The 17,314-nt window shown below is 54.3% G+C and carries 16 protein-coding genes and 1 rRNA gene; 14 read left to right on the top strand and 3 right to left on the bottom strand.

Features of this window, described 5'->3' with window-relative positions:
- The first annotated feature begins 12 nt into the window (after positions 1 to 12).
- Positions 13 to 219, top strand: a complete 207-nt coding sequence (locus tag ACFQ2I_RS21225) for a hypothetical protein (RefSeq protein ID WP_377567840.1) — start codon at positions 13 to 15, stop codon at positions 217 to 219.
- A gap of 63 nt (positions 220 to 282) precedes the next feature.
- Here ACFQ2I_RS21225 and ACFQ2I_RS21220 read toward each other — a convergent pair whose 3' ends face one another.
- Positions 283 to 1,251 carry a sugar phosphate isomerase/epimerase family protein gene (locus ACFQ2I_RS21220; protein ID WP_377567838.1) on the bottom strand — a complete coding sequence of 323 codons (969 nt, stop codon included), beginning with the start codon at positions 1,249 to 1,251 and terminating at the stop codon, positions 283 to 285.
- Between the two features lie 255 nt (positions 1,252 to 1,506).
- Here ACFQ2I_RS21220 and ACFQ2I_RS21215 point away from each other — a divergent pair, with 255 nt between their 5' ends.
- From ACFQ2I_RS21215 to ACFQ2I_RS21185, 7 genes are all read left to right on the top strand, one after another.
- Complete coding sequence (locus ACFQ2I_RS21215; RefSeq protein WP_377567911.1) at positions 1,507 to 4,032, top strand: DUF3656 domain-containing U32 family peptidase; 2,526 nt, start codon at positions 1,507 to 1,509, stop codon at positions 4,030 to 4,032.
- Positions 4,033 to 4,234: 202 nt separating this feature from the next.
- Positions 4,235 to 4,861: an RNA polymerase sigma factor gene (locus ACFQ2I_RS21210; RefSeq protein ID WP_377567836.1), complete on the top strand. Its 627-nt coding sequence runs from the start codon at positions 4,235 to 4,237 to the stop codon at positions 4,859 to 4,861.
- The gene (locus ACFQ2I_RS21205; RefSeq protein WP_377567834.1) at positions 4,815 to 5,201 is read left to right on the top strand and encodes a hypothetical protein; all 387 of its coding nucleotides are present in this window, start codon (positions 4,815 to 4,817) and stop codon (positions 5,199 to 5,201) included. Before ACFQ2I_RS21210 ends, ACFQ2I_RS21205 begins: the two co-directional genes overlap by 47 nt.
- On the top strand, positions 5,198 to 6,751 hold the full coding sequence (locus ACFQ2I_RS21200; protein WP_377567832.1) for a hypothetical protein: 1,554 nt from the start codon (positions 5,198 to 5,200) through the stop codon (positions 6,749 to 6,751). Before ACFQ2I_RS21205 ends, ACFQ2I_RS21200 begins: the two co-directional genes overlap by 4 nt.
- A gap of 81 nt (positions 6,752 to 6,832) precedes the next feature.
- On the top strand, positions 6,833 to 9,019 hold the full coding sequence (locus ACFQ2I_RS21195) for a hypothetical protein (protein ID WP_377567830.1): 2,187 nt from the start codon (positions 6,833 to 6,835) through the stop codon (positions 9,017 to 9,019).
- Positions 9,020 to 9,114: 95 nt separating this feature from the next.
- Complete coding sequence (locus ACFQ2I_RS21190) at positions 9,115 to 9,810, top strand: heptaprenylglyceryl phosphate synthase (protein ID WP_377567828.1); 696 nt, start codon at positions 9,115 to 9,117, stop codon at positions 9,808 to 9,810.
- Between the two features lie 86 nt (positions 9,811 to 9,896).
- Positions 9,897 to 10,271: a DUF4183 domain-containing protein gene (locus tag ACFQ2I_RS21185; protein WP_377567826.1), complete on the top strand. Its 375-nt coding sequence runs from the start codon at positions 9,897 to 9,899 to the stop codon at positions 10,269 to 10,271.
- Positions 10,272 to 10,319: 48 nt separating this feature from the next.
- On the opposite strand, the gene ACFQ2I_RS21180 is transcribed toward ACFQ2I_RS21185, so the two are convergent.
- A complete protein-coding gene (locus ACFQ2I_RS21180) occupies positions 10,320 to 10,697 on the bottom strand; it encodes a hypothetical protein (RefSeq protein ID WP_377567824.1) in 378 nt (125 codons plus the stop codon).
- 196 nt (positions 10,698 to 10,893) lie between these two features.
- Between ACFQ2I_RS21180 and pcrA the strand changes: the two genes are divergently transcribed.
- The gene (pcrA, locus tag ACFQ2I_RS21175; protein WP_377567822.1) at positions 10,894 to 13,194 is read left to right on the top strand and encodes a DNA helicase PcrA; all 2,301 of its coding nucleotides are present in this window, start codon (positions 10,894 to 10,896) and stop codon (positions 13,192 to 13,194) included.
- Between the two features lie 65 nt (positions 13,195 to 13,259).
- Positions 13,260 to 15,251, top strand: coding sequence for an NAD-dependent DNA ligase LigA (gene ligA, locus ACFQ2I_RS21170; RefSeq protein WP_377567909.1), 1,992 nt, complete (start codon positions 13,260 to 13,262; stop codon positions 15,249 to 15,251).
- A gap of 176 nt (positions 15,252 to 15,427) precedes the next feature.
- Here the strand turns inward: ligA and ACFQ2I_RS21165 are convergent, their stop codons facing one another.
- Positions 15,428 to 15,913 (bottom strand): GyrI-like domain-containing protein, encoded by a 486-nt coding sequence (locus ACFQ2I_RS21165; protein WP_377567820.1) that lies wholly within the window; start codon positions 15,911 to 15,913, stop codon positions 15,428 to 15,430.
- 239 nt (positions 15,914 to 16,152) lie between these two features.
- On the opposite strand from ACFQ2I_RS21165, the gene ACFQ2I_RS21160 reads away from it, so the two are divergent.
- The 4 genes from ACFQ2I_RS21160 to ACFQ2I_RS21145 form a co-directional block, all read left to right on the top strand.
- On the top strand, positions 16,153 to 16,329 hold the full coding sequence (locus ACFQ2I_RS21160; RefSeq protein WP_377567915.1) for a hypothetical protein: 177 nt from the start codon (positions 16,153 to 16,155) through the stop codon (positions 16,327 to 16,329).
- 144 nt (positions 16,330 to 16,473) lie between these two features.
- Complete coding sequence (locus ACFQ2I_RS21155) at positions 16,474 to 16,686, top strand: hypothetical protein (RefSeq protein WP_377567818.1); 213 nt, start codon at positions 16,474 to 16,476, stop codon at positions 16,684 to 16,686.
- A gap of 61 nt (positions 16,687 to 16,747) precedes the next feature.
- Positions 16,748 to 16,921 carry a hypothetical protein gene (locus tag ACFQ2I_RS21150; protein ID WP_377567816.1) on the top strand — a complete coding sequence of 58 codons (174 nt, stop codon included), beginning with the start codon at positions 16,748 to 16,750 and terminating at the stop codon, positions 16,919 to 16,921.
- A 316-nt stretch (positions 16,922 to 17,237) separates the two neighbouring features.
- A 16S ribosomal RNA gene (locus ACFQ2I_RS21145) occupies positions 17,238 to 17,314 on the top strand; the annotation flags it as partial.

Raw genomic sequence — 17,314 nt, 5'->3', positions numbered from 1 at the left:
GGAGGTCCCTTCATGTTTTTAGCTGAAGAAGCAGCCAAAGCTGGCGGAATTGATCCGTTCGACTGGTTCATGCTTGCGTTTACCGTCATTATTTTAATCGGATTTGTTCGTCTGATTACGGCGCGTCCGAGGAAAAATTACTTCGCGATCGGCTTTGCGGCAGTAGCGCTCGCTTTGTTCCTGTTTATCGACTTCGTTATGATCACGAAGTTTTGGTAACGCGAACCGCATCAGCAAAAAAAAGCTCCGGCGATTTTCATTCGCCGGAGCTTTTTTGTATTTTTACACCCACCACATTTCGCCGAGCGGCTCGCGGATCAGCACTTGCTGCAGATTCTGCACTGCTTTGGTGAAGCCTTCATCCACCGACATCAAGCCGTCTTCATGCTCGATGCTGACGACGTAGTCGTAGCCGACGAGACGAAGCGCGCTAATGATGTCCGCCCATACCTTCATGTCATGTCCGAAGCCTACGGTGCGGAACTGCCACGCGCGATCAAGCATCAAGGCGTAGGATTGCATATCCGTCACGCCGTGGCGGTTCACGTTAACGGGATCGACCGTCGTATCCTTCGCGTGGAAGTGATGGATAGCGCCGGCGCGACCGAGAATATGAACCGCTTGAACAGGATCGATGCCTTGCCACCACATATGGCTCGGGTCCAGATTGGCGCCGATGGCATCGCCTGCCGCCTCGCGCAGCCGAAGCATGGTGGCCGGGCTATGAACGGAGAAGCCGCCGTGCAGCTCGAGGCCGATCTTCACGCCGGCGTCCGTGGACAGCTTGGCGATCTCGCTCCAATAAGGAATGACCTTTTGCTCCCATTGCCAAGTCAAAATCTCTTGATAGTCGTTCGGCCACGGAGCTACCGGCCAGTTGGGATATTTCGCATCCTCATGGTCGCCTGGGCAGCCGGAGAAGGTGTTGACGACACCAACCTCCAAGCGGTTGGCCAGCTCGATCGTCTTGCGCAATACGGCATCGTGGTCGGCGGAGATCGCCTTCTGCGGATGCAGCGGATTGCCGTGGCAGCTTAGTGCACTGATGATCAGGCCGCGTGATTCAACCGCATCCTTGAACGCTTTCAGCTTGCCGCTGTCGGCGAGCAATGTATCTGGATCGCAATGAGCGTTGCCGGGATAGCCGCCCGTTCCGATCTCAATGGCCTGAAGTCCCTTCTCCGCAATGTAGTCGAGCGTTTCTTCCAATGACTTCTGTGCGAACAAAACACTGAATACGCCTAATTTCATAATCAAAAAACCTCCCAATTATAGTTGAGATGTAACGATAATGCAGACGAGCTTATTATATCACTATTGCTGCCGAAGAAGAGATGGCGGAATCGCAAGATCACAAAATTGCATAAGTATTGAGCAAAAAGAATGAGTACCCGGCTCGTTGGCAGCAATGTATGCTGGAATCGCAGTCGCCTCTTTGATAAACTAGGTAGAGCAAAAGGCGCGTACAGGTGAGGCTGGCGCCGGGAACGAGAGGAATTGCGAATGATGCAAAAGACAGAAATCACACGATCGGATATAGAATTGCTGGCGCCGGCCGGCGACTGGGATTGTATGCGGGCAGCTGTGGCGAACGGCGCCGATGCGATATTTTTTGGCGTAGAGAAATTCAATGCTCGGGCTCGGGCGAACAACTTCCGCAGCGAGGAATTACCGGAAATTATGGCATTCCTCCATACGTACGGAGTGAAGGGGTTCCTGACCTTCAACATTCTCGTATTCGAAGACGAGCTGCGCGACGCGCAGACGTTAATTGAAATGTGCATAGATGCCGGGGTAGACGCGGTCATCGTACAGGATCTGGGGCTTGTGAAGCTGATCCGGGAAATATCTCCCGACTTCCCGATTCACGGCTCGACGCAGATGACGATTACATCTCCCGAAGCGGTAGAATTCACGAAGCCGTTCCATATGGAGCGCGTCGTATTAGGCAGAGAGAACAACCTGAAGCAGATTCAAACAATCGGAGAACAAGCGAAGCTGCCGATGGAAGTGTTCGTACATGGCGCGCTGTGCGTGTCTTATTCCGGACAATGTCTCACATCGGAGATGTGGGGCGGGCGTTCCGCTAATCGCGGCGAATGCGCGCAGGCTTGCCGTCTGCCTTACGACCTGATCGTAGACGGCGAGACGAAGCCGATGGGCGATGTCGCATATCTGCTGTCGCCGAAGGATCTGGCGGCGATTGAGTTGGTGCCGGAGCTGATCGAGGCGGGCGTCACCTCCTTCAAAATAGAAGGAAGGCTGAAGACGCCGGAGTATGTCGCTAATGTCGTAAGCAAGTACAGAGCCGCTATCGACCGCTACTTCGACGGCGACTCCTCGGGGCCTTCCAAGGTAGAAGTGCGAGAGCTGCAGCAGAGCTTCTCTCGCGGCTTCACGCACGGCTTCTTGCAGGGCACGAACAACAAGCAGCTGGTGGAAGGGACGTTCCCGAAGAGTCGCGGTGTCTATCTGGGCAAGGTAGAGCGGATCATGCGCGATGCGGTGACGGTCAGACTGGAAGCGCCGCTGAAGCGAGGCGACGGCATCGTATTCGATGCGGGAGACCCTACACAGAAGGAAGAAGGCGGCAGAGTGTACGATATTCGCCGCCAAGGCGTCAAGCTGGAGGGCGAAGCGCCGGAAGGCATCATGATCGAGCTGGTGCCGGGACGCAATGATGTGGATCTGCGCAAGGTTCACATTGGCGATCGGGTATGGAAGACGAACGATCCTGCGCTGGACAAGCGCCTTCGCGCCACCTTCGAGACGGAGAAGCCGTATCGGGTATTCCCGCTGCATGTGCGGGTGACGGGCAAGCTTGGCGAGCCGCTTCGGTCCCTCTGGACCGATGTGGACAAGGGGACGACAGTAGAGGTAAGCTCCGAACTGGAGCTGGAGGCGGCTCAGAAGCGTCCGATGGATCAGGCTTTACTGGAGGAGCAGCTGGGGCGGCTGGGCGGAACGGTCTACCAGCTGGAGCAGCTGGAGGCGGAGCTGGACGGCGATCTGATCGTGCCGATTCGCGAATTGAATCGAATGCGGCGCGAAGCGGTGGAGCGGCTGGCAGGCGAGAGGCCGAAGCCTCCGATATATATCAAGCATCAGATCAGCGCGTTCGATGATGCGTTCGACAACGCCGGCAACCGCAGGCCGCTGAGCAGCGGCAAGGATGCCAAGCTGGCCGCGCTGTGCCGCAGTCTGGAGCAGGTGGAGGCTGCGCTGGCGACGGATGCGTCCTATATATACGCGGACTTTGAGTTCATCAAGCAGTTTCCCGCCGCCGTGGAGGCTGCGCGTCGTGCCGGCAAGCCGATCGCGCTGGCAACGCCGCGTATTCATATGCCGCGGGAGAACGGCTATCACGCCAACATCCTGAAGCTTCAGCCGGATGCGGTGCTCGTGCGCAATACAGGCGCGCTCTATTATTACTTGAGAGCGCGCACGGAAAATCCGGATCGGCCTTTCCCGAAGCTGATCGGAGATTTTTCCCTTAACGTGGCGAATCATAAAGCTGTTAAACTATTCGCCGAGATGGATCTGGAGCTGATTACGCCATCGTACGATCTGAACATTCAGCAGATGGTGGATATGCTGGAGAAGAGCGACACATCGAAGTTGGAAGTGGTCATTCATCAGCATCTTCCGATGTTCCATACGGAGCATTGCGTGTACTGCACTTTCATGAGTGAGGGCACCGATTATACGAATTGCGGCCGTCCTTGCGAGGAGCACCGCGCTTCGCTGGGCGATCGGATTGGCATGTCGCATCCCGTGCGCGTGGACGAGGGCTGCCGCAACACGGTATACAATGCGATTGAACAGTCCGGAGCAGAATATATCCGCAACTTTATCGAGCTGGGCGTGTCGCATTACCGTGTGGAATTTCTGGAAGAGTCGGGAGATCAGGTGCAAGAAGTGCTGTCTCTGTACCGGGATGCGCTGGACGGGCGCATTAGCGGCACGCAAGTATGGCGCAGTCTGAAAGCGACGAATCAGCTGGGTGTTACGCGCGGCCAGTTAGTGAAGTAATGGAGTGAATAGGTAAGAAGCGAAGATGTAGCAATGAACCGCTATCTCATGAATGGACGTGGCTCCAGAGTATGGGATGGCGGTTTTTGTTATGCAGGCAAGAGATATATTCTAGATTGTGAAACCAATTGCGAGGCTGAAGGCATCCATATAAGTAGAGGCGCTTATAAGGCGGTATGGGAGCAGAAGAAGGTGATACGTAGTGGATGGGGAACGTCACATGGTGGATGAATTGAAAAAGGGAAGCGAATCCGCCCTGCAAGCGCTGATGAAGCAGTACGGAAACGCCGTGATGCGTACAGCGGCGCTATTGTTGAAGGATGGCCACCTTGCGCAGGATGTCAGCCAGGAAGTATTCCTCAAGGCGTATGAACGGATTGGCCAATACCGTGGAGAAGGCTCCCTGCGTGCCTGGCTGTTGCAAATTACCGTCAACCAATGCCGAGGCCGCATGCGCCGCGCTTCCTGGAAGCGTCTGCTGTTCCGCAGCTTCACGGATGAACGCAAGCCGGATGAAGCAGTGGAGAGCGGGAACGGCTTATCGGACAGTCAAGCCGCACTGGAGCCGGGATCACCGCGGCAGATCAGAGAATTGTCGCTACGCCAAGAGATCGGGAAGCTGGAGCTTGCTTACCGGGAGGTTGTCGTGCTTTATTATTACGATGAATTGTCGGTGAAGGAGATTGCGGACGTGCTGCAGCTGTCGGAACCGAATGTGAAGAGTAGGCTGCACCGGGCGCGCCAAGCGCTGAAGGTGCAGCTGGAAGAAGGAGGCTGGAGTGATGAGTATGGAACGGGAAGAACGGCAGGAAGTGCGGAGGAGGCTTGAGGAAGAGTTGGAGCAGAGCGGGCTTTCGTTTGATCAGAATATGAGGAGCGCGGTCTTGAAGAAAGCCACCAGGAAGAACAGCTTCTGGAACAAGCAGATTGTCATTCCCGTTCCGGCAGCACTGCTGGTTATCGGCGTTTTGGCGGGAGCCGTACTGTGGGGCGTCTATTGGCAGAGCAGCACTTACCAGACGCTGGAGCATATCCATAAGAACGATACGGGTGGCATATCGAAGCGCGATGAGAATGCAATAGGGAATGAGCGGAATAAGCTTGTGACTATCGGCGGCTACACGTTCTATGAAAGCGAGCTTACCAAGAGGAAGGGGAGTGTGTCATGATTCGCGTATCGGTCAAGACGCTTGTACTCTCAACGCTTGCCGTACTGCTATTCATCGCGGGCTGGGCAGGCTATCGTCACTTGCCATGGTACCTGTACAATCAGGGGGATTATGACATGCTGATCAAGCGGTTCCCGCAGCATAGCCAGGCAGGGATGGCCCTCTATGCGTATGCTTCGGAAGCTTACGACATGGTGGGTGGAGACGGACGGGGGGAGTATGTTTTTATCCGGCCGTCCGGCAACAGTATCAGCGGCAGCGGCGGAACGCCGGAGCAGCGAGCGAAGGCGCGCGCAAAGCTGGAGGAGCTCCTGGCGACCTACGAGGACAGCGAGGTGGATAAGAGCAGTGTTCAGCTCCACCTTGCCAAGTATTACTTTTGGGATGGGGAATGGGAACAGGCAGAGAAGCTGCTTCAAGATATAAAGCGGCACACGGAAGGGGCATTTCTGCATGAAGCCGAAGTGAGCGATTACTTGGCTATGCTCGACAGTCTTCATAAGAGGGACGGTGAGCTGCCAGTCTTGACGGGCCGCATCATGCTTGGCGAGGAGCCGCTTGCAGACGCATTCGTCGTGCTGCAGCGGGCAGATCAGACAATGGGGTGGCACTCCCCGCCGTTCGGGCGATATCCGATCGCCATCACTGATCACAACGGTGAGTATCGGTTCTACGACATCGCTTCTGACGAATATGAAGTGGGCGTCGGCGCGCGTCCGCATCAACTATCCGGTTACTATATGAAGGAAAATGAATGGAAGACGGTACGTATTGCGGAGGGGCAAAACGAGTCGGCGGAGCTAAGCTACCAATTCGTTCCCCGAGTGAAAGCGACGACTCCTATCGACGGACAGATCATCACAGGCGATGAGTTGTCATTCCGCTGGGAGCCATATGATGACGCTGATTATTATGAACTATCGATTACGACAGAATCGCTAACGCGATCTGGTACCGGGAAGTCGTCTTCGACTTATCCGCTAAGCAGGGAGCTGAAGCTGCAGCATCGGGACACGGAGGCGGTATTCTCCATTGGTGAGCTAAGAGACCGATTGGGCGGAAGGTGGATGTCTTACGGGCAGGAGAAAGCTGAAGTTGTCATTGGTGCAACCGGCTTGCTAGGCGTCGTATATCCCGGCGGCGAATTCCTCTGGTCCGTTCAGGCATATGACAGGAATGGGCTGCTCCTATCCAGCTCAGAGGGCTACATGCTGGACCCTGCTCCCGCAATTCCAATGTTTCGAATCTCCGAGGATGGCATGCTAAGAGGGGATGCGTATGTGCTGGAGGGCAATTACGAAGAAGCGATAAAAGCTTACCATGAGGAAGGCGATAGCTTCTACGCGCTGAGGGCGCTTGCTACAATGGCGGAGGAAGGCTTTATCCGGCAGGGAACGTTCAGAGGCGCTGTAGAGGATAGCAATCCGCAAGAATGGGGAGGAGAACGTGAAGATTCGCAGCTGGCGCTTTATTATTTGAGACGGATCGCCAATCCGAGCGAAGAGATCGCGCTCTGGATGGATGAGTTGCATCAGAAGCTGAAGGAATAGAAGGGTTTGATCTTTCACGGGCCGAACTATTAATAGTGAAAATGATTTCTCGCGACTACTATATATAGGCAGGTGGAAGAAGTGACGTCATTGTATCAAGAGGCGATAAAGCCGCCGTTGCGAATCGCCTTTGCAGGGGACAGCATAACATGGGGAGACGGCTTTCTGGCGGATGGCTTTGTGGGTGCAGCTGATCGATATGTGCGGGAACACGCGGCACACACTTTATTTCATGATGAGCTGGCCTATCAGGGCGACACGCGCGTCATTAGCAATCGGAAATGTTACCGTGAGCAATGCCGTCTGCTGTCCGGGGCTGGCGCGGAGGTTTCCTTCAAGTGGCCGCACAACCGTCTGGTGCTCATCCTTGCGAAGGAGCGCCATAATGACAGGGCTGCCATGGTCGAATTGTATGTGGACGGAGAGCGGCTTGATACGTTCTCCACATGGAACGAGTCTGCTGGCGGAAGCGGGCAGGTTGTGCATACAACCGACGGGCAGCAGGACAAGTATGATCTTGGCTGCGCGTTCACTTATGACCATCAAGTGCTGCTGGATGGCGTGCCTCTGAAGGGAGAGCTTAATCTGGCGGGTTATGCGGGGGCCATGCCGGAAGGGCATGATTATAAAATCGTGCGCAAGTCGGTTAGGGATGCGGACAGCGGGAAGTGGGAGGTGCGCCACTTCGTCTGGTTCCGGGATATGCCGGCGGCGGGATTGAGGCTGGAGGCCAGCTTCCGGCACGGGGAGAGCATAATGTATGCCCGCACGACGATCGGCGAGCTGACCGGAGAACTGAACAGCGCGCTGGAGAGCAGCTTCGGCGAAGGGGACGTCGCGCATGATCCCGCTCATCCTGCACCGATCAGCAGCGGGCTGGATTTCCGCCAGTCGGATGAACGGGCGATGCTGGAATGGATGATACCCGGAGAAGGCATTCGTGAGATTACGTTTCGTATCAAGGGCTTTGATTCTCGCGGAGGCATGCAGGGAGAGCCTGGCTTATTCGTGAATGCCGTGTCAGACAGCGCCCATCACATCATGAATGCTGGAATCGGGGGATGGACGGCCAAGCTGTTCAATGAGGACCGAGGCTTGCGTCATGTGAAGCGGGTAACGGAATGGCATCCGGACATCGTATTTATCGGCTTGGGGACGAATGACGATTGGGGAGAGGGCAACGGCTTCACGGCCTCGAGAGCGTTGATCGGCTTATCGGAGGCGCAGGTGCGTGACATGCCGACGCTGCTGATGAGAAGCTGCAGGCGGCAATCGGACGGGAGCTACCTGCTGGAGACGGCTGATCTTCTCATAGAGCAAGTAACGGATCGAAGTGTGACTATCGATGGGAAGGATGCTGACCTCGCCGACGTTCGGGCTGGAGATACGCTTGTGATAGGCGATTACTACGGCGACAATCGCAACGTGCTGTTCCGGTGTGTCGAGCGCTGGGATTCTGCTTCGCGTACTGCCTGGTTCGACAAGCCGCTAGCGGCCACGCCGATAACGACTGATATTTCCGCATTTGCCGGGCAGGCAATCAGGGTGAAGAGAATGGACGGCTTCCTGAGTCAATTGGGCAAGATGATCAATACGATTCGGAGCGAGCTGCCCGGTGTCGTAATTGCCTTGACGGAGACAGGCCTTAGCAACTTCCATACGCGGCTGCTTACCGGCTATCCGGATGCGATCGGGCGATTAGCGAAGCAGGAGGGTCTGCGCCATGTGCCTGTCTATGAGGAGTTGATGCGCTGGCAGTACAGCAGGCCATGCGACCTTCCTGTACAGGTATGTCCTGACAGTGGATGGAGTGCTGCCGGTGAAGTCGTCTACTGTCTGCTTGGCGAGAACGGCAGAGATATTCAAGAAACGATCGGCTATCAGATGCGGAACTGGTCGGTGAAGGTAGACGGTGAGGAACGTTACGGTCGGGGCTGCCGAATAGAGGGTGGCTACGGACTGGCTTACCGTCCCGAAGCAGCTGCGGACGAACTGGTCATTGAACAGTGGAACGGGCGTCCACGGCCGCCGCATCCTGCGGTCTGGTACCGATTCCTTCCAACACGACTTGTATTTACGGAAGAAGTGCCTCTGCCAGGCTCGCGGCTCGAAGTCAGTGTGTCTTCGGCGAAGTGGAGTTATGATGACGCTCATCTTCAACTAGAGGGAGGGCAGGAGGTGTACAATGCAGCTATTCTTGCTGAGCTGCAAGCGTGGATGCAGGAGGCAGAGTGGGAAAAGCAGGGGAGGAAAGCTGGAGTGCGTTAACGCGACGTCACTTCCAGCCGGCCAATTGACAGCCCTCCTGCCCTGGCTTAGCATAGAGAAAGCAAATCTTTATTAGAAGAAGCGAGGAGCATTACATGAACGGGACTTGGCATTCGCATTGGCGACACGCATTCAAGCTGGACCCGGACAAATCGATTGGCGACGAAGCGCTCGAAGCGATCTGTATGTCCGGTACTGACGGCATAATCGTAGGGGGATCCAGCGGCGTCACTTACGAGAATACGATCGACTTAATGGCGCGGATACGGCGGTATGAAGTGGACTGTGCGCTCGAGGTATCCACACTAGAAGGGGCAGTGCCGGGCTTCGACGGCTACTTTGTGCCTCTCGTACTGAATACGGAGCGTTCGGAATGGATTGTGGGCAGGCAGTTGCAAGGGCTGATGGAATACGGCACATTCGTCCCCTGGGAGGAGACGGCTGCGCAAGGGTATATCATATTGAACGGCGATGCGACGGCTGCCAAGCTGACCGGAGCCAATGCGGATCTGACGGAGTCCGAGCTTGTGGCTCACATCCAGTTGGCTGACCGCTTGCTGCGTCTTCCTGCTGTCTACATCGAATATAGCGGAACGTTCGGCAATATGGATATGCTGCGGGCGGCGTCCCGCCATGTGCGAGACGCTCAGTTATTCTATGGCGGGGGAATAGACAGTGCGGAGAAAGCCGCTCAAGCCGCCGAGTTTGCCCATGTTATTGTGGTGGGAAATGTCATCTATACGGATCTGAACGCGGCGTTATCGACCGTTCGAGCGGTAAAGGCACGGTAGATAGCAGCTAGCTGTAGCGAAAAGTTAGGGATATATGACCGGCGCCATCCGGCAACCTCATGATTATAGTAGAGTAAAAGGCATTCATGAGCGGGAGTGAGTGGATGGAAGCGGGAATTACAGCATGCAGGAGGGGCAAACGAGGGAAAACAGGCAAGGGAAGGAAACGGCGACAGTATAGCAGCAAGCGATGCAGAAGGCTGGTGCGTACGAAAGTGTATTACTACTATGCACTTGGCGACGGCTGCAAAAAGCAGTTTGCAATGAGTGACGCCATACCGGGCTACAACAGCAGGCTCCCCGACCCGAGCAGGTTGTCGCTTGCCAGTGTATTCGTTGATGGTTTGCTGCAAGCACCGAACACCTATGTCCTGAAGCCTGGAAAGCTGTCATTCATCTCGGAAGAATCCCCTCCTGACGGCGCACGAATAATTGCGCAGTTTATAGCGATATATGGATGAGACAACACCCTGCAGAGACTGCGAGGGTGTTGTCTCGTCTAAGAGGAGTTAAGAGTAGCTGGTTGTGGTATCTACTTGATAGATGGAGAATACGACACGCGCCAATCCCGGAATGGTGCCTGCCGAAGCAGAAGTTAGCTCCAGCACGGTGTTGGTTGCATCCGTAATCAATCCTTCCTGCTGCACTTGTCCTTCGATGATGAGCTGATAAGCGTAGGTGGTGCCGGCAGGCGGATTGCTGATGTCTACGGCGAACTCGGTAATCGTTGTTCCGGTATCGTCTTCCCACGTTTCCTGTGTGGGACCGATATCAGTAGCGGTAGCGGCAGGAAGAACGATGCCAAGCAGTGGAGCGGTCATGAAATAGTTGTAAATCTGATAGTCAACCGCGACGGATAAGGAACGGGGCAAGATTAAATTGGCCATTTCCTTTCACCTCCTTTTCTAATGTTAGTTAATGTAAAATAAGGAGAGGAGGAAAGGGACAAACGATCGGGTTAGCGCAATTTGTGCGTTAAGCATCGGCGATGCAGCCATGCTCCGCCGTTTTCAATTGACATGCAGGCATGCCGTTGTCTAAACTGGGAATAGGCGAACAAATGGCGAACAAAGGAGCTTGAGCATGTTTAATCAGATCAATATAGATGAGGCGGTGCAAAGGCTGAATCCGCCGCAGCGGGAAGCGGTTATGGCGACCGACGGACCGCTGCTCATCATGGCGGGCGCAGGCAGCGGCAAGACACGCGTGCTGACGCACCGCATCGCATATTTAATTGAGAAGAAACGGGTTGCGCCATGGAGCATCCTGGCGATTACCTTTACCAATAAAGCGGCTAGAGAAATGCAGGAGAGAGTCGGCGCGCTAGTAGGTCCTTCGGGCAGAGATATCTGGGTATCTACCTTCCATTCCATGTGCGTACGTATTCTGCGCAAGGATATCGACCGGATCGGCTATTCGTCTAACTTCTCGATCTTGGACTCTTCGGATACATTGTCTGTCATCCGGAACTGTATGAAGGAACTGAACATCGACACGAAGAAGGTGGAGCCGAAGGCTGTGCAAGCCGCGATAAGCGGAGCAAAGAATGAGCTTGTCTCCCCACAGCACTATGAAGAGAAGGCTGGCGATTATTTCGAGGGGATTGTGGCAAAAGTGTATACCATGTACCAGAAGCGGCTGAAGAGCAACAACTCCCTCGACTTCGATGATCTGATCATGCAGACGATTAAGCTGTTCAAGGATGTGCCGGAGGTGCTGGAATTCTATCAGAACAAGTTCCGCTTCATTCATGTCGACGAATATCAGGATACGAACCGGGCGCAGTACATGCTGACTCGCATGCTGGCGGACAAGCATCACAACCTGTGTGTCGTTGGGGACAGCGACCAGTCCATATACCGTTGGCGCGGGGCGGACATTACGAATATCTTGAACTTTGAGAAGGATTACCCCGAGGCGCGCACGATTATGCTGGAGCAGAATTACCGTTCGACGGCTAATATTCTCAACGCTGCGAACGCGGTTATCGATCTGAATACGGGGCGTAAGCCAAAGAAGCTATGGACGGAGCAGGGAGCGGGGGACCCTATCTCCCTCTACTACGCAGATTCCGAGCATGATGAAGGTTACTATGTGACAGGTGAGATTCGCAAGAATGTGCAGACCGGGCGACGTTACTCTGATCATGCTATTCTGTACCGGACGAATGCACAGTCTCGAGTCATCGAGGAAATACTGATCAAGTCGGATATTCCGTACCAGATTGTAGGCGGAATTAAGTTCTACGATCGCAAGGAGATCAAGGATGTGCTGGCGTATCTGCGACTTATCTCTAACCCCGACGACGATATTAGCCTGACGCGCATTATTAATGTGCCGAAGCGTGGGATTGGGGATACGACCGTCGGCAAGTTGGCTGAAGAGGCGGCTCGTCGCGGCATCTCCATCTATCGTGTGCTGAGCGATCTGGACATGGTAGATGTGAGCAGCCGTGCTCGGGGACAGCTGAAGCAATTCCATACGATGATTGCGACGCTGGCCGCCATGGTGGATTATCTGACCGTGACGGAATTGACGGAGAAGGTGCTTGAGATGTCGGAGTATCGGATGGAGCTGCAGCGGGAGAATACGCTGGAGTCCAAGGCCCGCATCGAGAATATCGACGAGTTCCTGTCCGTGACGATGGACTTCGAGGCGCGCAACGAGGATCGCTCGCTTGTCTCGTTCCTGACGGATCTGGCGTTAATCGCCGATATCGACTCCATGGACAAGGATGAAGAGGATACGTCGGCATCGGACGATGCTGTCGTGCTGATGACGATGCACAGCGCGAAGGGGCTTGAGTTCCCTCTCGTGTTCATTATTGGCATGGAGGAGACGGTATTCCCGCATATGCGTGCCATGAATGACAACGAGGAGCTGGAAGAGGAGCGCCGTCTCGCTTATGTCGGCATCACCCGTGCGGAGAAGCGGCTGTACTTGACCTGCGCCCGGATGCGGACGCTGTTCGGCCGCACCGGGATGAACATGCCTTCACGCTTCCTGGAGGAGATTCCAGAGAGCGTGAAGAGCGCAGTGTCGCCCGGCGGCGGGGTGCCGCGGGCAACAGGGCGCGGCGCCGGCAGCGCTCCGGCGCCGCGACAGAGCTTCCGCTCCCCTGGCCCTGCGGGGAGCGGCGGCGGAAGCGGCGTGCGTGTCAGCACGCCGATGGATGCCGCCCGGGCGGCAGGCGCGGGAGCGTCGTCGTCCGCTGCGCCCGGAAGCTTCGCTTCCGGTGACCGTGTGTCGCACGCGAAGTGGGGTGAGGGCGTCGTCGTCGCCGTGAAGGGAATAGGTAACGACACAGAGCTACAGATCGCGTTCCCTGCGCCGACGGGCATCAAGCGGCTGCTTGCAGGCTTTGCGCCGATCACCAAGCTATAGGCGCTTGGGAGCGGTATTGAGGATAGATAAGGGAGGCTCTGCACGTGGACAATCAGTTGGACCGGATGAAGGAGTTAATTACGCTCATTAACGAGCACAATTATTATTATTACACGCTGGACCAGCCCCGCATCAGCGATGCCGATTACGACAAGCTGTACGGTGAGCTGATAACGCTGGAAGCGTCGACCGGTGTGATCCAGCCGGATTCGCCAACGCTTCGGGTCGGCGGCGAGCTGCTCATGGGCTTCGAGCAGCATCGCCATCGAGCCCGGTTGTGGAGTCTCGACAAAGCGCAGGACAACGAAGATTTGCTTGCTTGGCACGCCCGCGTTCAGAGGGTAATTGCAGATTATAATGCCAAGCATCCCGATGAAGAGCCCCTGCCGGAGCCGAGCTATGTTATTGAGCTTAAGTTCGACGGCTTAACGTTGAATCTGACTTACGAGAACGGGAAGCTTGTTCAGGCGGCAACACGGGGCAACGGCACGGTCGGCGAGGGCATATTGCCGCAGGTGCGGACGATTCGTTCCGTACCGCTGTCGATCCCGTTCAAGAATGGTATCATCGAGGTGCAAGGCGAGGGTATTATGGGCTTGTCCGTGCTTGCGAAGTACAACGAGACGGCTGCCGAGCCGCTCAAAAATGCGCGAAATGCTGCAGCAGGGGCGCTCCGAAATCTGAATCCGAAGACGACGGCGGAACGCAAGCTGGATGCCTTCTTCTACAATGTGGGCTTCGCTGATGGCGTGATATTCGATGATCACCGCGAGATGCAGCAGTTTCTGCGAGACAATAAGTTCAAAGTAAATCCGTATGTGAGATATGTGAATACGATCGAAGAAGTGCAGCGTGAGCTGGCGGACGTAGCGGCTAAGCGGGCTACGTTCGACTTCCTGATTGACGGTGCGGTTGTGAAGCTGACGGATATGCGGACTCGGGAAGCGCTTGGCTATACAGACAAGTTCCCGCGCTGGGCAGTGGCCTTTAAGTTCGAGGCGGAGGAAGCGACGACAGTGCTGGAGTCAGTCTCATGGGAAGTAGGCCGCACAGGCAAGATTACGCCGGTCGCTCGAGTGGAGGCCGTCGAGCTTGCCGGCGTGACGGTACAGAACTGTACTTTGAATAATATTGGTGATATCGAGCGAAAAAACTTGAAGCATGCACTCGGCACGACTGTATTCATACGGCGTTCCAATGACGTCATACCGGAAATTCTGGGCAAAGCGGAAGACACGCCGGGTCGTGAAATTATATTTCCAGCGGTGTGTCCTTCATGCGGCATGGAGCTAGAGCAGCGCGGAGCCCATCTGTTCTGCAACAATAAGCTTGGCTGCCGGCCGCAAATGATCGGACGCATTACGCACTTCGCCTCCAGAGACGCGATGGATATTGAATCGTTCAGTGTCATGACGGCGGAACAATTATATGAAGACTGCGAAGTGAGAGATCCGGCGGATCTGTACGCGCTGACGTTCGACAACCTGATCGTGCTGGAGCGCTTCGGCGAGAAGAAAGCGCAGAAGCTGCTGGATGCGATTGAGCAATCGAAGCATCGCGAGTTGGGGGCATTCTTATTCGCGCTTGGTATTCCCAATACGGGCAAAGCGACGACGCGAATGCTGGCGGATCATTACCGCGATCTGGATGCGGTAATGAATGCTTCGCCGGAAGAGCTAATCGAGCTGCCGGATATCGGCGGCATTGTGGCCGAGAGCATCGCGGGCTTCTTCGCGGATCCTGTTATCGCAGACAGCATCGCTCGAATGAGAGCGGCTGGTGTGAAGGCGGAGACGGAGCAGCAGCCGGAAGTGAAGCGGGACAGCGTGTTCACGGGCAAGACCGTTGTATTGACGGGGACGTTGCCGACACTAACCCGAGATGAAGCGGCACGAAGACTGGAAGCATGCGGTGCGAAAATTACGGGAAGCGTATCGAAGAAGACCGACTTCGTCATTGCGGGCGAGAAGGCCGGCAGCAAGCTGACTAAGGCCCAGTCTCTCGGCATAACCATCATCGAGGACGAAGCGGAGCTGTTGAAGCTGTTGGGCGAATAGAGTAGAATAGACGGCAAAATCAGTGAATGAATAACTTAATGCGCAAAGAAGAGAAGTATCTCCTGAATAGGGGATGCTTCTCTTTTTATCATACCATGAGTCTGGTGCCTGCATTCGACCAATAAATTGTAAATAGTCCTTTGTTCTTTGAGTTTCAGGACAGCCGTAGCAAGCCGCTATACGTCCGGCGGTGTCTCTACAGGAATCATTATCAAAAACTCAGGATCAGCATCGTAAGGGTCCTGCTGCATCGGATATTGCTCGAAATGGTCGACGTCGCCTTTATGCAGCTTGTAGCCCTGCTCTTCAATCCAGGCAAATATATTGCTGTAAGAAGTATCAATGTGTTGTCCCTTCTTATGCTCGCACTTGGCATAAGTTAAGGTCGGCAGCGTGACGATCCTCATTCCGGCGGGAATACGCTCTACTTGCTCGACTTCGACGACGGCATAGTGGGTAAACCCGCCCTCGACGTTCATATAAGACAGTCCGAGCAGCTTATCCGGGTGCAAGACATGCTCAATTTCCGGTAATCGCTCCTGCATGGTGGCAATGACCGCCCGTATCCCTCCTGCTTCAGCATCGGCTAAGGTTCCCGACCATACTAGCCCGACAGCCTGAAAACCTTGTTTCGTGACAAGCATAGCTTCATTTTTTTGCATCAGTTCATTTCCTCCCGACAGATGGTTTTTGTATACATGCTCCTTTTATTTTACAATGATAATGTGACAGTTACTGTCAGAATAATCGGCGGCAGGTGAAAAAAGTTGACTAAAACATCCCGTATGCATGAAGTCATGCAGCGTGTATATGAAAAAAGAACTTCACAGTAGCTGAGCTGGCCGAAGAATTTCAAGTATCCTATCGCACGATGCTTCGCTACTTGCAGGAATTGAGCGGTATGGGAGTGCCTCTGTACTCGGAGACGGGCAAGCGAGGCGGATATAATTTACTAACGAAGATCGCTGCGAAGCAAGTGACAAAAGTGATTAAGCCTACTACATATGTCGTTGGGATGGAATTCAAAGCGCCGTTCACTGCGCTCTATATGGCTCAGGTCCATATTCGAGGTATATGAAAGACATTCAACGACCGAATAGACGAGATCGCGAACGTTGCAAATAGAACAAATAGGATTGGCGTTACGTTCGGCAGAAGCAGCATTTACCGCTATGTGGCCGGAGTGGAAGTGACCAGTCGTCCCAGGAGGATTCCTCATGGCATGGTGGAAATTGCTTTGCCCCCGCGCGAATACGCAGTGTACAATCATGCCGGTGAAGTTGGTCGGGCCGAGATGGACGAGACTTATTTTCTCGTTCTCCAACAATTGCGAAGACAAGGATTGAATCACGACTCTGATGCGTGCTCATTGGAAGTGTTCCGAAGCGGTAAAGGTCGTGAACGCGCCGTTCATCTGCCATTAAAACAAACTTGAGCGAATGCTTGCCGGAACTATAGCTAAAAAAATGTTTCCTCCATTGGAGAATGATAGTGGAATGCAAACGCAACTAAAGCAGCAAATTATTTCTCCGATGTCCGAGAAAATTGTGAATGTGGAAGGAATGCTTTACATTCATGCAGAGTCTGCTACTCAGACAATCGTAATCTCGTCCGCCTATCCGATTGATCGCTTGCTTATCTGGAAAAGTGAGAGAAACGTTGTGGAGTAGGAGAATGGCAAGGCTAACAGACCCCTGTCCTTATCATAAGGAGCAGGGGATTGTTAGATTCCAAATAATACAAGTTGTAAATTGATATTGCATGTGGTACATTATTTCTTGTCGCTTCTGAGACAGAGTGTTGAGCGGAACTGAACTTAACAATTAAGTTGAAATAACGCTTGACATGATGAGGACGACCTGATAATATGAATACTTGTCACGGCGAGAACGTGACGGTAAGTTCCTTGAAAACTGAACAAATGGATTACGTCAAATCTAGCAAGTTCTTGCTAGCTAAAGTAATGAGCAAGTCAAACGAACTTCTTTTATGGAGAGTTTGATCCTGGCTCAGGACGAACGCTGGCGGCGTGCCTAATACATGCAAGTCGAGCGGACCTGATG

The sequence above is a fragment of the Paenibacillus chungangensis genome (genome assembly GCF_042675905.1).
Lineage (GTDB): Bacteria > Bacillota > Bacilli > Paenibacillales > Paenibacillaceae > Pristimantibacillus > Pristimantibacillus chungangensis.
The sequence above is the reverse complement of the archived record's forward strand: the minus strand, read 5'-3'. Positions and strand labels throughout refer to the sequence as shown.

Coding starts and splice junctions, on each gene's coding strand:
- ACFQ2I_RS21225 (WP_377567840.1), top strand. CDS start 13: ATGTTTTTAGCTGAAGAAGCAGCCAAAGCTGGCGGAATTGATCCGTTC.
- ACFQ2I_RS21220 (WP_377567838.1), bottom strand. CDS start 1,251: ATGAAATTAGGCGTATTCAGTGTTTTGTTCGCACAGAAGTCATTGGAA.
- ACFQ2I_RS21215 (WP_377567911.1), top strand. CDS start 1,507: ATGCAAAAGACAGAAATCACACGATCGGATATAGAATTGCTGGCGCCG.
- ACFQ2I_RS21205 (WP_377567834.1), top strand. CDS start 4,815: ATGAGTATGGAACGGGAAGAACGGCAGGAAGTGCGGAGGAGGCTTGAG.
- ACFQ2I_RS21200 (WP_377567832.1), top strand. CDS start 5,198: ATGATTCGCGTATCGGTCAAGACGCTTGTACTCTCAACGCTTGCCGTA.
- ACFQ2I_RS21190 (WP_377567828.1), top strand. CDS start 9,115: ATGAACGGGACTTGGCATTCGCATTGGCGACACGCATTCAAGCTGGAC.
- ACFQ2I_RS21185 (WP_377567826.1), top strand. CDS start 9,897: ATGAGCGGGAGTGAGTGGATGGAAGCGGGAATTACAGCATGCAGGAGG.
- ACFQ2I_RS21180 (WP_377567824.1), bottom strand. CDS start 10,697: ATGGCCAATTTAATCTTGCCCCGTTCCTTATCCGTCGCGGTTGACTAT.
- pcrA (WP_377567822.1), top strand. CDS start 10,894: ATGTTTAATCAGATCAATATAGATGAGGCGGTGCAAAGGCTGAATCCG.
- ligA (WP_377567909.1), top strand. CDS start 13,260: ATGAAGGAGTTAATTACGCTCATTAACGAGCACAATTATTATTATTAC.
- ACFQ2I_RS21165 (WP_377567820.1), bottom strand. CDS start 15,913: ATGCAAAAAAATGAAGCTATGCTTGTCACGAAACAAGGTTTTCAGGCT.
- ACFQ2I_RS21160 (WP_377567915.1), top strand. CDS start 16,153: ATGGGAGTGCCTCTGTACTCGGAGACGGGCAAGCGAGGCGGATATAAT.
- ACFQ2I_RS21155 (WP_377567818.1), top strand. CDS start 16,474: ATGGTGGAAATTGCTTTGCCCCCGCGCGAATACGCAGTGTACAATCAT.
- ACFQ2I_RS21150 (WP_377567816.1), top strand. CDS start 16,748: ATGCAAACGCAACTAAAGCAGCAAATTATTTCTCCGATGTCCGAGAAA.